General features: G+C 73.3%; 12 protein-coding genes. 4 read left to right on the forward strand and 8 right to left on the reverse strand.

Annotation, left to right across the window (positions count from 1 at the left end; genetic code table 11):
- Nucleotides 1-8: 8 nt before the first annotated feature.
- Nucleotides 9-806, reverse strand: a complete 798-nt coding sequence (gene lipB / locus ACFYZB_RS02815; RefSeq protein WP_388753551.1) for a lipoyl(octanoyl) transferase LipB — start codon at nt 804-806, stop codon at nt 9-11.
- 238 nt (nt 807-1,044) lie between these two features.
- Here lipB and ACFYZB_RS02820 point away from each other — a divergent pair, with 238 nt between their 5' ends.
- Nucleotides 1,045-2,514, forward strand: a complete 1,470-nt coding sequence (locus ACFYZB_RS02820; RefSeq protein ID WP_388753552.1) for a regulator — start codon at nt 1,045-1,047, stop codon at nt 2,512-2,514.
- A gap of 88 nt (nt 2,515-2,602) precedes the next feature.
- Here the strand turns inward: ACFYZB_RS02820 and ACFYZB_RS02825 are convergent, their stop codons facing one another.
- On the reverse strand, nt 2,603-3,976 hold the full coding sequence (locus tag ACFYZB_RS02825) for an NAD(P)/FAD-dependent oxidoreductase (RefSeq protein WP_388753555.1): 1,374 nt from the start codon (nt 3,974-3,976) through the stop codon (nt 2,603-2,605).
- A 206-nt stretch (nt 3,977-4,182) separates the two neighbouring features.
- Nucleotides 4,183-5,076, reverse strand: a complete 894-nt coding sequence (locus tag ACFYZB_RS02830; protein WP_388753558.1) for a TIGR01777 family oxidoreductase — start codon at nt 5,074-5,076, stop codon at nt 4,183-4,185.
- Nucleotides 5,077-5,141: 65 nt separating this feature from the next.
- Here ACFYZB_RS02830 and ACFYZB_RS02835 point away from each other — a divergent pair, with 65 nt between their 5' ends.
- On the forward strand, nt 5,142-5,621 hold the full coding sequence (locus ACFYZB_RS02835) for a GNAT family N-acetyltransferase (RefSeq protein ID WP_388753561.1): 480 nt from the start codon (nt 5,142-5,144) through the stop codon (nt 5,619-5,621).
- A 12-nt stretch (nt 5,622-5,633) separates the two neighbouring features.
- Here ACFYZB_RS02835 and ACFYZB_RS02840 read toward each other — a convergent pair whose 3' ends face one another.
- The gene (locus ACFYZB_RS02840; protein WP_388753564.1) at nt 5,634-6,818 is read right to left on the reverse strand and encodes a MarP family serine protease; all 1,185 of its coding nucleotides are present in this window, start codon (nt 6,816-6,818) and stop codon (nt 5,634-5,636) included.
- 1,191 nt (nt 6,819-8,009) lie between these two features.
- Between ACFYZB_RS02840 and ACFYZB_RS02845 the strand changes: the two genes are divergently transcribed.
- Together ACFYZB_RS02845 and ACFYZB_RS02850 are read left to right on the forward strand one after the other, a co-directional pair.
- The gene (locus ACFYZB_RS02845) at nt 8,010-8,771 is read left to right on the forward strand and encodes a peptidoglycan recognition protein (protein WP_388754545.1); all 762 of its coding nucleotides are present in this window, start codon (nt 8,010-8,012) and stop codon (nt 8,769-8,771) included.
- A gap of 72 nt (nt 8,772-8,843) precedes the next feature.
- Nucleotides 8,844-9,050, forward strand: coding sequence for a hypothetical protein (locus ACFYZB_RS02850; protein WP_388754548.1), 207 nt, complete (start codon nt 8,844-8,846; stop codon nt 9,048-9,050).
- 11 nt (nt 9,051-9,061) lie between these two features.
- Here ACFYZB_RS02850 and ACFYZB_RS02855 read toward each other — a convergent pair whose 3' ends face one another.
- The 4 genes from ACFYZB_RS02855 to ACFYZB_RS02870 all read right to left on the reverse strand — a co-directional run bounded on the left by ACFYZB_RS02855 (nt 9,062) and on the right by ACFYZB_RS02870 (nt 14,405).
- The gene (locus ACFYZB_RS02855; protein WP_388753566.1) at nt 9,062-9,580 is read right to left on the reverse strand and encodes a DUF4240 domain-containing protein; all 519 of its coding nucleotides are present in this window, start codon (nt 9,578-9,580) and stop codon (nt 9,062-9,064) included.
- 69 nt (nt 9,581-9,649) lie between these two features.
- On the reverse strand, nt 9,650-10,705 hold the full coding sequence (locus ACFYZB_RS02860; RefSeq protein ID WP_388753569.1) for a helix-turn-helix transcriptional regulator: 1,056 nt from the start codon (nt 10,703-10,705) through the stop codon (nt 9,650-9,652).
- A gap of 93 nt (nt 10,706-10,798) precedes the next feature.
- A complete protein-coding gene (gene aceE / locus ACFYZB_RS02865; protein ID WP_351203728.1) occupies nt 10,799-13,501 on the reverse strand; it encodes a pyruvate dehydrogenase (acetyl-transferring), homodimeric type in 2,703 nt (900 codons plus the stop codon).
- 280 nt (nt 13,502-13,781) lie between these two features.
- Complete coding sequence (locus ACFYZB_RS02870; RefSeq protein WP_388753572.1) at nt 13,782-14,405, reverse strand: GntR family transcriptional regulator; 624 nt, start codon at nt 14,403-14,405, stop codon at nt 13,782-13,784.
- Nucleotides 14,406-14,627 lie beyond the last annotated feature (222 nt).

Consider the following 14,627-nt stretch of genomic DNA (forward strand, 5'->3'; position numbering starts at 1 on the left):
CCGACGGCTCAGGCGGACGCCTTCTCGATCACCCGCGGCTTGAGGTCCGCGTTCTCCAGGACGTCCTTCAGGTGCTTCTCGGCCACCGGCAGGACCTCCTCGATGGTGACGTCCCGGCCCAGCTCGGCCGCGAGGGAGGCGACCCCCGCGTCCCGGATGCCGCACGGGATGATCCGGTCGAACCACTTGTTGTCGGGGTTCACGTTGAGGGCGAAGCCGTGCATCGTGACGCCCTTGGCGACCCGGATGCCGATCGCGGCGATCTTGCGGTCCTCGCGGCGCTGGCCCGCGTTGGAGGGGGCGTACTCGGGGCCGTTGAGCCGGGGGTCGAACTCCGGGTCGCTCATCCGCGGGTCGAAGTCCAGGGCCAGCCCGCCGAGCGCCGGCCGCTGCTCGATCGGGTCGCCGAGCACCCACACGCCGCTGCGGCCCTCGACCCGGGTGGTCTCCAGGCCGAACTCGGCGCAGGTACGGATCAGCGCCTCCTCCAGGCGCCGTACGTGCGCGACCACGTCCACCGGGCGGGGGAGCTTCTGGATCGGGTAGCCCACCAGCTGGCCGGGGCCGTGCCAGGTGATCTTGCCGCCGCGGTCCACGTCGATGACCGGGGTGCCGTCCAGCGGGCGCTCGCTGTCCTCGGTGCGCCGGCCGGCCGTGTACACCGGGGGGTGCTCCAGGAGGATCACGGTGTCCGGGACCTCGTCGGCGAACCGGGCCGCGTGCACCCGGCGCTGCTCGTCCCAGGCCTCCTGGTAATCGACGGCATCCGCACCGAACCCCATGCGGACGAACCGCAACTCACTCACGGCAAGCGCCTCCCTCAGCGACCGGTGTGTCAGGCACGTCAAGCGCCCACGCCACTGTACGTCCGACCGGCGTACGTCAGCCCTGCGGGCGTTCCTCACACGATCGGATGAATGCACCCCGAAATGTGCGATCGGCTGCTCACTCTCCGCTACATTCGCGCCGTTCGTGAGGCCAAAAGGGCAGCTCACAGGCAATCCCGGCACTTCAGAAGCCGGAAGGCAGGAGACCGCACCGCAGATGACGGACCGACCCGCGCAGCGCACCCCCAACCGCCAGCTCGCCGCGCTCATCGCAGAAGCGGGGTTCTCCAACGCGGGTCTGGCCCGTCGCGTCGACCAGCTCGGCCTGGAGCACGGGCTGGACCTGAGATACGACAAGACCTCGGTCACCCGCTGGCTGCGCGGACAGCAGCCCAGGGGCACGACCCCCGCCCTGATCGCCGAGGTCTTCACGCGCCGCCTCGGGCGCCGGCTCACGGCCCAGGATCTCGGCCTGGACGCCTGCGCGCCGGTGTACGCCGGGCTGGAGTTCGCGGCCACCCCGGAGGAGGCCGTCGACATCGTCAGCGGGCTGTGGCGCAAGGACTCCGGCAGCCACGCCGAGCTGCGCAAGATCGCGTTCACCCCGGCGGGGCTCGTGGTGCCCAGCCGGGACTGGCTGATCGGCAAGGCCGACGACAAGGTGGCCCGGGAACCGGCACCCCGGGTGCCCTCCCAGGGCCGCCCCGCCCCGGTCAAGCCCCAGGGGCGGCCGGCGCTCGCGGTACCACCCCGGGCGCGCGGACAGGCCGAGCGCGCCCCCGGCAACAAGGTCACCAACGGCGACATCAACGCGCTGCGCTCGGTCGGCGAGCTGTTCCGCACCCTCGACGACCGGTACGGCGGCGGCCACGCCCGGCAGGCCCTGGTGCGCTACCTGGAGCACGAGTGCGAGCCGATGCTCCGCGGCTCCTACGACGAGCAGACCGGCCGCCGCCTCTTCGGCGCCGCCGCCGACCTCACCCGCCTGGCGGGCTGGACCTCGTACGACATCGCCGCGCACGGACTCGCGCAGCGCTACTTCGTGCAGGCCCTGCGGCTCGCCCAGGCGGCCGGTGACCGGGCGTACGGCTCCTACGTCCTGGTCACCATGAGCCGCCAGGCCGTCTATCTCGGCCACGGCAGGGAGGCCGTACAGCTGGCCCGGGTCGCCCAGCAGGGCGCGGGGACCGGTGGGCCCCCGGTCGTGCAGGCGCTGCTGCACGCCTCCGAGGCGAGGGCGCACGGCGTGCTCGGCGAGGTGCGGGCGTGCACGGCGGCGCTCGTGCGGGCCGAACGCGCCCTGGAGGCGGCCCGGCCCGGGGACGAGGTGCCGTACTGGGCCAAGTTCTTCGACGAGGCGCAGCTCGCCGACGAGTTCGGGCACTGCCACCGGGATCTGCAGCAGTTCCGGGCGGCAGCCCAGCACGCCGAACGCTCGCTCCAGCTCCGCGCGCCCTCCTACGCCCGCAGCCGGCTCTTCTGCCGCGTCGTCCTCGCCACGGCCCGCCTCGGCCTCGGCGAACTCGACCAGGCGTGCGCGCTGGCCGCGGAGGCCGCCGGCCAGGCCGCGGAGATGCGGAGCGCTCGCGCTGTGGAGTACGTGCGGGACTTCGAGCGGCGCCTGGAGCCGTATCGAGATGCGGCACCGGTACGGGGGTATCGGGAGAAGGTGGCGGCGTTGGGTTAGCCACTCGCCGTTGCGGGGTGCGGTTGTGCGCTCGTGACACGCCGTCGTGGCATGTCGCGCGGCGCCCCGCGCCCCGGAAGGGGCGCGTTCACGCCGCCCTCGGCAGAGTCGGTGCCGGTTCCGCGCGGTTCAAGGAACCCGCCGCGCCCAGGTCCGCCAGAATCGCCCCCGCCGCCCGGTGGGCGGAGTGCAGGGCGCCCTGGACCGTGCTGGTGTCGCGGTGGTCGCCGCAGACGTAGAGGCCGGCGAGGAGCCGTACCGGGCGGCGCAGGTCGTGGGGTGGGCGCATCGCCGGGACGGCCTCCGGGGTGTGGTGGACCGCCAGCGTCTCCCAGCGGCGCGTCGATGTGCCGTAGAGACGGGAGAGGTGGATGCGGACGGCGGTGTCGACGCCCGCGGGCGGCGCCCCGAGCACCGTCGAGGAGATCAGTACCCGGCCGACCGGTGCCCGGCTCGGGTCCACGTTGCTGAGCACCGCCGTGTGCGCCACCGGCCCGCCGCGGTCGGCGTCCAGCAGCAGCGAGGCGCCGGTCGGGAAGGCGGCCGCCGGATCGTCGGTGGTGTGGTGGACCGTGGTCACCGGGTGGAAGCCGGGCACCCTGAGGCCCGGCAGCAGCTCCGCCGCCGCTCGCGCGTCGGTCGCCAGCAGCACGGCCCGGCAGCGGATCTCGCCGTGCTCGGCGGTGGCCACCGAGGTCGTGGACACCGAGGTGACCCGCACCCCGGTGTGCACGGTGCCCGGCGGCAGCGCCCGTGCCAGCAGCTCCGGCAGCACGTCCGCGCCGCCCTCCGGCACACACAGCGGGCCGCTCGCGAAGGCGCGCAGCGCGAGGTCGGCGCACCGGCTGGAGGTGGTCAGCTCCGGGTCGCACAGCAGGGTGGCGAGCAGGGGGCGCAGGAAGCCGTCGACCGTGCGCGGCGGCATCCCGCGCTGGGCGAGGGCCTGCCGGGCGGTCAGCTCGGGGCGGGCCAGGACGCGTTCGACCGGGGTGGCGGCGATCCGGGCCAGCGCGGCGCCGAGCCGGGCCTGGTCGACCGCGCCGCCCACCGGCGCGCCGACCCGGCCGGGGGTCGCCGCCGGCCCCCTGGGGGCGCTCGCGAGAGCGCGCACCGCATGGAGTGCGCCCCGTGCGCCCCTTGCGCTCCCGCCGGTCGCCGGTGCGCCCGCGCGCTGGGTGCGGCCGTCGCGGTGCAGCAGGACTCCCGGTGCGAAGGTACGCAGGACCAGGGAGTCCAGGCCCGGGGTCGTGCGGAGTTCGGGGTAGGACGTGGACAGCAGCTGTCCGATGCGGTCGAGCCGGAAGCCGTCGACCTTCTCCGTCGACATGCGGCCGCCGACGTAGGGGGCGGCCTCCAGGACTGCGGTCGAGATTCCTGCGCTGGTCAGCCGATGAGCCGCCGAGAGTCCGGCGATGCCGGCTCCCACGATGACGACGTCCACCTGGTACGCGGGCTCAAGCACGAGGCCCCTCCTGTGGTTGCGCGGCCGGTGGAGACGTCATGCCCCCAACTGGCTCCAGGGATACCCGAGTTCGCGTCGAGGTTAGGGCCGTGATCGGTCACAAACAGTCGCGCATCAACAGGGCACGGTCGCATGGAGGTCGCATACGGTCACAAGAGGTCGCAGGACATCCCTTGCGTATGCCGGGCCGCCCGGACCGTTGCGTATCAGGCCGCCCGGATCGCCTCCTCGATACCGGGGAACGCGAACCGGAACCCGGACTCCAGCAACCGCTTCGGCACCACCCGTTGGCTGCCCAGCACGTCCCCCGCCATCTCGCCCAGCACGGCCCGCAGCACCGGTGCCGGTACCGCGAACGGAGCCGGGCGGTGCAGGACGCGGGACATCGCCGCAGTGATCTCACGGTTCGTCAGCGGCTGCGGGGCCGTCAGGTTGAACGGACCGGACAGGGTGTCGTCGTCGATGAGACGGCGGATCGCGGCGACCTCGTCATGCAGCGCGATGTACGACCAGTACTGCCGCCCGTCGCCCAGCCGCCCCCCGAGCCCCGCCCGGAACAGCGGGAACAGCCGCCCCCAGGCCCCGCCGCCCCGCGCCACCACCAGCCCCGTGCGCGGGAACACCGTCCGCACCCCCGCCTCCTGCGCGGGCGCCGCCGCCTCCTCCCACTCCACGCACAGCGAGGGCAGGAAACCGTCGCCCGGCGGGGCGTCCTCGTCCACCGCCCGCTCGCCGGTGTCGCCGTAGATGCCGATCGCACTGCCGCTGACGAACACCCGTGGCGGCTCGGGCAGCGCGGCCACCGCCTCCGCCAGCGCCGCCGTGCCCAGTACCCGGCTGTCCCGCAGCAGCCGTTTGTACGACGGCGTCCAGCGCCGGTCGGCGATCCCGGCCCCGGCCAGATTCACCACGGCGGCACAGCCGGTCAGCCCCGCCGCGTCCACGTACTGGCCCTCGGGATCCCAGCAGACCTCGTCCGGGGCCGCGGCCGCCCGCCGCACCAGCCGTACCACCTCGTGCCCGTCCGCGGTCAGGGACCGCACCAGGGCGCTGCCGATCAGCCCGGACGCCCCGGCCACCGCGATGCGCATACGCTCCATGGCCCCAGCATGCCCGCCGGAAAACCCCGTGAGGTGCACCGGCGGCCCGCCGTAGGGTGATCGTCATGCCGGAGCCGTACATACGCCTCGCCGTGCCCGCCGACGAAGAGGAACTGGCCGTGCTGGACCGGGCCACCTGGTCCACCCTGCACGCCGTGGCGCCCCCGCCCCAGGGCCCGTTCTTCGACGAGCGCCACGTCCCGGAGGACTACCTGGTCGCCGAGGCCGACGGGCGGGTCGTCGGCTATGTCCGCATCGGCCGCCCGACCCCGCTCGCCTCCAACGCACACGTCCTGCAGATCCAGGGGCTCGTCGTCGCGGAGGAGGCACGCGGGCTGGGCCTCGGGCGCGCCCTGATCCGGGCCGCCGTCGACGCGGCGCGCGGGCGCGGGGCGCGCCGGCTGAGCCTGCGCGTCCTCGGGCACAACGCCCCGGCCCGGGCGCTGTACGAGTCCGAGGGGTTCACCGTCGAGGGGGTGCAGCCGGAGGAGTTCCTCCTCGACGGCACGTACGCCGACGACGTGCTCATGGGCCGGAAGCTGTGACAGCGGTGGTGGCTAGGAGCTGACCAGCTGGCCGGTGTCCACCGGCACCGTCGCCGTGGACGCGCGCCGGGCGTCGCCCGCCACCTCGTCCGCCGTCAGCGCATACCCCGTCTCGGCGTCCGAGGTGGAGCGCGCGAAGACCACCCCGAACACCCTGCCGTCCGTGGTGAGCAGCGGGCCGCCGGAGTTGCCCGGCCGGACAGTGGAGCGGATCGAGTAGATGTCCCGGGTGACCGCGGCGTCGTTGTAGATGTTCTGCCCGGTCGCCTGCACCCGGCTCGCCACCGTCGCCGCCTGCAGGTTCAGGCCGCCGTCCTGCGGATAGCCCGCGACCACCGCCGAGTCCCCGCGCGCCGCGCTGGTGTCGAAGTGCAGCACGGGGGCGCGCAGCCCGGGGACATACAGCACCGCCACGTCCCGGCCGGGGTCGAAGAGCACCACCCGGGCCGCGTACGACTGCCCGACGCCGCCGACCCGCACGCTCGGGTGGTCGATGCCCGCCACCACGTGCGCGTTGGTCATCACATGCCGCGTGGCGTAGACGAAACCGCTGCCCTCCCGGCCCTCGTTGCCCGAGACGCCCTCGATCTTCACCGTGCTCAGCTTGGCGGCGCTGGTCGCGGCCGGGGTGACGCTGTCACCCGAGGGCCGGGCCACCCGCGCCGTGGACTCGTTCTCGAACGGGTTGAAGACCTGCGGGAAACCCGCCTCGGTCAGCGCCGACGTGGCCCGCGAGAACCACGCGGGCGTGGTGTCCGGCATGGCGTCCTGCACCGCGCCCAGCAGCGTCGAGTTCCGTATCGCCGTGTTCAGCGTCTGCGACGGGGCGGCGCCCAGCACGCTCGCCGCCACCCAGGCCACGATCAGCACCGCCACCGAGTTCGCCGCGGCGCCCCCCAGCCCGTCCAGCACCCGCAACGGGCCCCGGTCCAGCTCACCGCGCAGCCGCAGCGCCAGCCGGCCCGCCAGCTCGTGCCCCACCACCGCGGGCACCAGCACCGTCACCACCGCGAGTGTCGTCGCCTGCGCCGTACCGCGCTCCACCAGGCCGGTCACCCAGGGCAGCACCCACACGCCGACGACGGCACCGCCGACGAACCCGGCCAGCGAGACACAGCCGGCCACCAGCCCCCGCCGGTAACCGGACGCCGCATAGACGAGGATCACCAGCACAAGCACCAGGTCGAGCAGGTCCACGGAGCCGCCTTTCTCTCGGACCCCTCAGTACGGACGGGAGGGGTCCGATGATCAGTCACCCACGCACGGCACGGCCGCCGGAGGGCGAACCGGCCACGTATGTGTGTACCCCCAGAAACGTCCCGGACCGTGATGATGGTTCCGCCAGGTGGCAGAGTGCACATCGCGGGCATGACCCGACCGCCCGAGAGTGGGCTCATGCACGCCGTCCGAAGAAGACTGCAGACCCCCTGGCACCGTCTCAGGCCGGGGGCATCGCGGATGCAGGGAATCCATACCGATCCGGAGACCCGGAACGCCCCGGAAACTCCGCAGGCCCGACCCGCCACGGGGAGCCCGGGGATACGGGTCGCCCCGGGGACTCCGGCCCCAGGGACCGCCTCGGGAAGTCCGGGGACACCGGTCGCTTCGGAGGCTCCGGAGGCACCTGTTGCCTCGGGGAGTCCGGAGGCGGGAGTCGCCTCGGGGGCTCGGGGGACACAGGTTGCTTCGGGGAGGCCTGGGGAACCGGTCGCCTCGGGGAGTCCGGAGGCGGGGGTCGCCTCGGCGGCTCCGGGGACACCGGTCGCTTCGGGGGCTCCGGAGGCACCCGTTGCCTCGGGGAGTCCGCGGGCACGGGTGGCGTCCGGGAACCCCGGGCCGGAGATCCTGGGGCTGTCGGAAAGCCCGGGGACGGGGTCGTCGGAGACGCGGGGAGACCCGGAGACGCCGGAGCCGTCCGCGCGTCGGAAGGCTCCGGGACCCTGGAGACTCACAGGACTCGTCATACGCCGGGCATGCCGGAGAGCCCGCTGGGCCCAGCGGCCGACGGCAGTACCGGAGACGCCCGGGGCTTCGCCCACGCCGCCGGCCTCCCGGACCTCGCAGCTGCCGGAGGCCTCCGGAACGCCCGGGACTTCGCAGGCCCTGCGGACCCCAGGGATGCCGGAGCCACCGGCACCTTCGGACCGTCCGGGGCCATCGGGGCCGTCGGACATGCCGGAGATCTTCGGGGGGCCTCGGACCTCGCGGATCCTGCGGGCCCTCGGGATGCCGGAGCCACCGGTGCCGTCGGAGAGGCCGGAGCCGCCGGGGCCACCGGACATGCCAGGGGCCCCACAGCCGTCGGAGAGGCCGGAGGCGCCGGCCGCTGCGCAGACGCCGCTGCCGCCACGGCGTCGGTCCGCGCGGGGGATATCCCGTGCGCTGGTGGTGCTGCTCGGGTGTCTGCCCGGGCTGGTGGCCGTGCTCGTGCTCACGTTGTGCGCCCGTGGTGCCGAGCGCCCGGCCGCGGACCGCCTCGCCCGGCCCGTCCCGGCCCGTGACGCGGCCGCCCACCGCGCCCCCCGCCCGCGCATCGTGCCCCGCACCGTCTGGCTGGGCGCCGCCGCGCGCGTCCAGCCGCCGCCGCGCTACGACGACAAGGTGGTCGCCGTCTTCCTGCACCACACCGACTCGCCGAGCGCATACGACTGCGCCGACGCGCCGGAGATCATCCGCCGCCTGTACGCCGGACAGACCGGCGCCCGGCAATGGGACGACATCGGCTACAACTTCCTCGTCGACCGCTGCGGCACCATCTACGAGGGCCGCGCCGGGGGCACCGACCGGCCCGTCACCGGCGCCCACACCCAGGGCTTCAACCACCGCACCGCCGGCATCGCCGCCCTCGGCACCTTCACCGAGGGTGCGATCGTGCCCCGGGCCATGACCGACGCGATCGCCGCTCTGGTCGCCTGGAAACTCGGCCTCGCCAACATCGACCCGCGCGCCGGCGTCCGCCTGGTCTCCAGCAACAGCCTCAGCCGCTACAAGGCCGGGACCACCGCCATCCTGCCCGCCCTGTCCGGCCACGACGCCGGGTTCATGACCAGCTGTCCCGGTGCCGCCCTCACCGCCCGCCTCCCCGAGATCAGGGAGCAGGCCGCGCGCCTCCAGGGCCGGACCAAGGCACGGCTCACAGCAATCCCCTAGCCGCCACGCAGCCCGCACCGAGCCCCGCACCCTACGGTCGTGCGCATCACAAGCAGACCGGAGGCGGGGCTCATGAACAGCAGGGTGCGCTGGACGCGGGCCGCGCGGGGCCCCTGGGCGGTGCTCTGCGCGGCCGCGACCGTCGTCCTCGGTCCGGCCGCGGTCACCGCCTCCGCCCTCGACCAGGCCAACGCCGCGCCGCCGCACCACGCGGTGCGGGCCGACCAGACCCAGGCCTGTCTGCCGGCCGACAGCACCCGCAGGCGCACGGCCGGCTGAGCCGGGACCGGCTACTCCCGGAAGCGGTCCCACAGCCGCGGGAAGCGTACGGCGAGCGCACGCTCGTTCTCGAAGTCCACCGGTGAGCCCTCCGGTTCGGCGGGCGCCGGCGCGATGCCCAGCTCGGGCGCGACGGTGCCGGTCAGCTGCTCGTAGGCCTCGTCCGCCGCGTACCCCAGCTCCTCACCGTCGCCGTCGATCTCCTCGTCGAACTCGTCCAGCAGTTCCGCCAGCGAGTCGGGATCGTGCAGGGCGCCCTCGTAGACCTCCCGGCCCTGGCCGATCAGCCAGCACCGGAAGAAGTCGAACGCGTCGTCGCTGGCCCCGTCCAGCAGCACCCAGGCCGCGCCCCACAGGTCCCAGCGGTAGGCGCGGTTGTAGCGGGCCTCGAAGTGACGGGCGAAGTCCAGAATCAGCTCGGGGTCCAGTTGGAGCAGCCGGTCCACGAGCGCGTCGGCCTGTTCCTCGGGGTCGCCCTCGGCGGCCTCGCGAGCGGCGTCGATCAGCTCCCAGAACTCCGTCTCGTCCATCACGGCACCAGCATCGGGCCTCCACCGGTGGGGCGCACGCGGAGTACGCCGGAGTACGGCGGATCGTTATCAGGCGCCGGCACGACCGGGGCGCCGTCCGGGGTCCGTACGGCGATGGGGGCGCGGACCGCCGTACAGCGCGGCCAGCCGCGCCGCGTCCCGCGCGAACCGCTCCCGCAGGCCCTCGGGGGCCAGCACCTCCGCCTCCGCACCGAGCGCCGTCAGCTGTGCGTGCGCCACCTCCTCGGACTCCACCGGCAGCGTCACCGTCACCCAGCCGGCCACGTCCGGTTCGAGCGGCCCGCTCAGCGCCTCACGCGCCGCCACCGGATCGACGGCGTACCGCAGCATGCGCACGCCCTCCGGGGACAGCCGTACGACGACCTCGGCGCGCAGGATCGAGCGCGCGAACCGCTCGGCCTGCTCGGCCCAGTGGCCGGGCAGATCGAACTCCGGGTCACGGGTGAAGCGTTCCTCCAGGGCTTCCACGGCGCCGAACCGGTCGATCCGGTAGGTCCGGAAGGAGCCGGTGTCGGCCACGCGTGCGCACAGGTACCAGACGCCCGCCTTCAGCACGAGCCCGTACGGCTCCAGCACCCGCTGCACCTCCTCCGCACCGGCGTGCCCCTCCGGCTCCGCGCCCGGCCGCCGGTAGCGGGCGGTGACGCGGCGGTCGTCCCACACCGCCTCCGCGACCGCGGGCAGCAGCGCGGGCGTCTCCGGCTCCCGGAACCAGGCCGGTGCGTCCAGGTGGAAGCGCCGGGCGACGCTGTCGGGGGCATCGCGCAGGGACGGCAGCAGCGCCGCGGAAACCTTCAGCCGGGCGGCGGAGTGGGCATCCTCGAGGCCCATCTCCCGCAGCGCCCAGGGAACCCCGCTCAGGAACAGCGCCTCCGCCTCGCTCCTGGCCAGCCCCGTCAGCCGCGTCCGGTATCCACCGACCAGCCGGTAGCCGCCGGCCCGCCCCCGGTCCGCGTACACCGGCACGCCCGCCTCCGACAGGGCCTGCGCGTCCCGGGTGACCGTCCGCTCCGACACCTCCAGCTCCCGCGCGAGTTCGGCGGCGGTCATGGACGGCCGCGACTGCAGCAGGAGCACCATCTTGATGAGCCGGGCCGCACGCATGTCCCTCATGATGCCCGGGGCCACGGACGGACGGAGGGGTACGGCAGATCGCCGTACCCCTCCGTCAGGGCCTCGGTGTGCAGGCCCGTGTGCCTACAGCCCGTACTTCTCCCGGGCCTCCTTGACCGCCGTGGCCTTCACCTCGCCGCGCTTGGCGAGCTGGGCCAGGGCCGCGACGACGATCGACGGGGCGTCGATGCCGAAGTGGCGGCGGGCGGCCTCACGGGTGTCCGACAGACCGAAGCCGTCGGCGCCCAGGGAGGAGTAGTCCTGTTCCACCCACTGCGCGATCTGGTCGGGAACCTGGCGCATGTAGTCGGAGACGGCCAGCACCGGGCCCTCGGCGCCCTGCAGGGCCTGGCGGACGTACGGCACCCGCTCCTCGCCGCGCAGGAGGGCGGCGTCCGCCTCCATCGCGTCGCGGCGCAGCTCCGTCCAGGAGGTCGCCGACCAGACGTCGGCCGCGACGCCCCACTCCTCCGCGAGCAGCTTCTGGGCTTCGAGGGTCCAGTGGATCGCCGTACCGGAGCCGAGCAGCTGGATGCGCGGCGCGTTGGCGGCCGGGGACAGGCCCGCCGACTCCGCCGTGTTGAAGCGGTACAGGCCCTTGACGATGCCCTCGTCGATGCCGAGGCCGGCCGGCTTGGCGGGCTGCGGCATCGGCTCGTTGTAGACCGTCAGGTAGTAGAAGACGTTCTGGTCCTCGCCCGGCTTGGCCTCGCCGTACATCCGGCGCAGACCCTCACGGACGATCACCGCGATCTCGTAGGCGAACGCGGGGTCGTACGTCAGCGCGGCCGGGTTGGTCGCGGCGATGACCGGGGAGTGGCCGTCGGCGTGCTGCAGGCCCTCGCCCGTCAGCGTCGTACGACCGGCCGTCGCGCCGACGAGGAAGCCGCGGCCGAGCTGGTCGCCGAGCTGCCACATCTGGTCGGCGGTGCGCTGCCAGCCGAACATCGAGTAGAAGATGTAGAACGGGATCATCGCCTCGCCGTGCGTCGCGTACGCGCTGGACGCGGCGATGAAGTCGGCCATCGAACCGGCCTCGGTGATCCCCTCGTTGAGGATCTGGCCGTTCTTGGCCTCCTTGTAGTACATCAGCTGGTCGCGGTCGACCGGCTCGTACGTCTGGCCCTTGGGCGAGTAGATGCCCAGCGACGGGAACAGGCTCTCCATACCGAAGGTGCGCGCCTCGTCGGGGACGATCGGCACCCAGCGCTTGCCGGTCTCCTTGTCGCGGACGAGGTCCTTGACCAGGCGGACGAAGGCCATGGTCGTCGCCACGTTCTGCGAGCCCGAGCCCTTGTCGAAGGAGGCGAAGGCCTTCTCGGCCGGGGCCGGCAGCGGGGCGAGCGCGTGCGTACGACGGGCCGGGGCGGGGCCGCCGAGGGCGGCGCGGCGCTCCTGCAGGTAGCGGACCTCGGGGGAGTCGGCGCCCGGGTGGCCGTAGGGCACCACGCCGTCGGTGAAGTCGCTGTCCTTGATCGGCAGTTCGAGCAGGTCGCGCATCGCCTTGAACTCGTCCACCGTCAGCTTCTTCATCTGGTGGTTGGCGTTCTTCGACGCGAAGCCGTCGCCGAGGGTGTGGCCCTTGACCGTCTGGGCCAGGATCACGGTCGGCGCGCCCTTGTGCTCGACGGCGGCCCGGTACGCGGCGTAGACCTTGCGGGCCTCGTGACCGCCGCGCGAGAGGCGGAAGCACTCGAGGATCTTGTCGTCGCTCAGCAGCTTCGCCATCTCGGCGAGCGCCGGGTCCTTGCCGAAGAAGTCGGCGCGGATGTAGGCGGCGTCGCGGGTCTGGTACGTCTGGACCTGCGCGTCCGGTACCTCGCGCAGGCGGCGTACGAGCGCGCCGGTGGTGTCGAGCTGGAACAGCTCGTCCCAGGCCGTGCCCCACAGCGTCTTGACGACGTTCCAGCCGGCGCCGCGGAACTGGGCCTCCAGCTCCTGCACGATCTTGAAGTTCGCGCGGACCGGGCCGTCGAGGCGCTGCAGGTTGCAGTTGATGACGAAGGTGAGGTTGTCCAGCTCCTCACGGGCGGCGAGCGCGAGGGCCGCCGTCGACTCCGGCTCGTCCATCTCGCCGTCGCCCAGGAAGGCCCAGACGTGGGAGGCGGAGACGTCCTTGATGCCGCGGTTGGTGAGGTAGCGGTTGAAGCGCGCCTGGTAGATGGCGGAGAGCGGGCCGAGACCCATCGACACCGTCGGGAACTCCCACAGCCAGGGCAGGCGGCGCGGGTGCGGGTACGAGGGCAGGCCGTTGCCGCCGGCCTCCTGGCGGAAGTTGTCCAGGTGGTGCTCGTTCAGCCGGCCGTCGAGGAAGGCTCGGGCGTAGATGCCGGGGGAGGCGTGGCCCTGGATGTACAGCTGGTCGCCGGAGCCGTCGCCCTCCTTGCCCTTGAAGAAGTGGTTGAAGCCGGTCTCGTACAGCCAGGCGGCCGAGGCGAAGGTGGCGATGTGGCCGCCCACGCCGTGCTTGCTGCCCCGGGTCACCATCGCGGCCGCGTTCCAGCGGTTCCACGCGGTGATCCGGGCCTCCATCTCCGGGTCGCCGGGCATCGCGGGCTCGGCGGCGGTCGGGATGGTGTTGACGTAGTCGGTCTCGAGGAGCTTCGGCAGCGCGATGCCGCCCGCCTCGGCGCGCTCCAGCGTGCGGCGCATCAGGTATGCGGCGCGGTGCGGCCCGGCCTCCCTGGCGACGGCGTCGAGGGAGGCCTGCCATTCGGCGGTCTCCTCCGGGTCGCGGTCGGGGAGCTGGTCGAGCGCGCTCGGCTGGATGGCGTTGGGGTCGGTCATGTCGCCGCCTTCCTCAGTCGAAGGGGGTTCCCTCATCGGTAAGGGTTCGGGGGTGCCCTAGGTCTTTGGCAGGACAGGGCTGGGACTTCGGTGGAAGTCCGTCGGCGACTGTAACTCGCTGATCGATGATCGATCAAAGGGTTGAGCTCGAAAACCTCTCGATTTCGAGAAAGTCGGCACGCGGTGCCTTCAGGGATGGCACCGGGTGACGCCGAATCGCCTTGTTTTCGCAGGTGGGGCGGCGTTTGAGCGGGGGTCTGCTCGGCTGCTCGAGCCTGCGTCAGGCGCGCGGCGCGCAGCCCAGAACGTGCGCCTTCACGATCTCGGGGATGCGGGGGTCCCGCCTCTTGAACGCGGCCACCAGCTCCTCGTGCTCCTCCGCGTACGACTGCTGGACCGTGCCGAGCCAGCGGATGGACAGCGCCGTGAAGACCTCGATGCCCAGGCCCTCCCAGGTGTGCAGCAGCACCGAGTTGTGCGCGGCACGGACGAGTTCGCGGTGGAAGCCCACGGTGTGGCGCACCTGGGCGGTGCCGTCCGCGTCGCGGTCGGCGTCGTACAGGGCCAGGACGTGCGGCTCCAGGGCCGAGCAGTCCTCGGCGAGGCGGTCGGCCGCCAGCTCGGCGGCGATGGCTTCGAGCCCGGCGCGCACCGGGTAGCTCTCCTCCAGGTCGGCCGCGGTCAGGTTCCGTACGCGCACGCCCTTGTTCGGCGCGGACTCGATCAGCCGGAGCGACTCCAGCTCGCGCAGGGCCTCGCGGACCGGGGTCTGGCTGACCTCCAGCTCGGTGGCGATCCGGCGCTCCACGATCCGCTCGCCCGGCTGCCAGCGCCCGCTGACGATTCCCTCCACGATGTGCTCGCGGATCTGTTCGCGCAGCGAGTGGACGACGGGCGCGGTCATTGAGGGCTCCTTAGGGAGGGCTGACGTTTAGACAATACGGCGGGTTCGCTCCGCGGGTAGGGCACGCGGGGGTGCTTTCGTGCAGGTGAGACGAGGCGCACACCTCCGGTGGCGGGGCCGGGCGCCGAACAGCTCGGTTCCGTCCGTTGTCGGGCGGGTGCGGGTCGTCGGTGGTTCCTCGCGCAGTTCCCCGCGCCCCTGGGGAGTTGCAGCCGACCCCCC

The sequence above is a fragment of the Streptomyces sp. NPDC001852 genome, from assembly GCF_042891825.1.
In the GTDB taxonomy this organism is placed as follows: Bacteria; Actinomycetota; Actinomycetes; order Streptomycetales; family Streptomycetaceae; genus Streptomyces.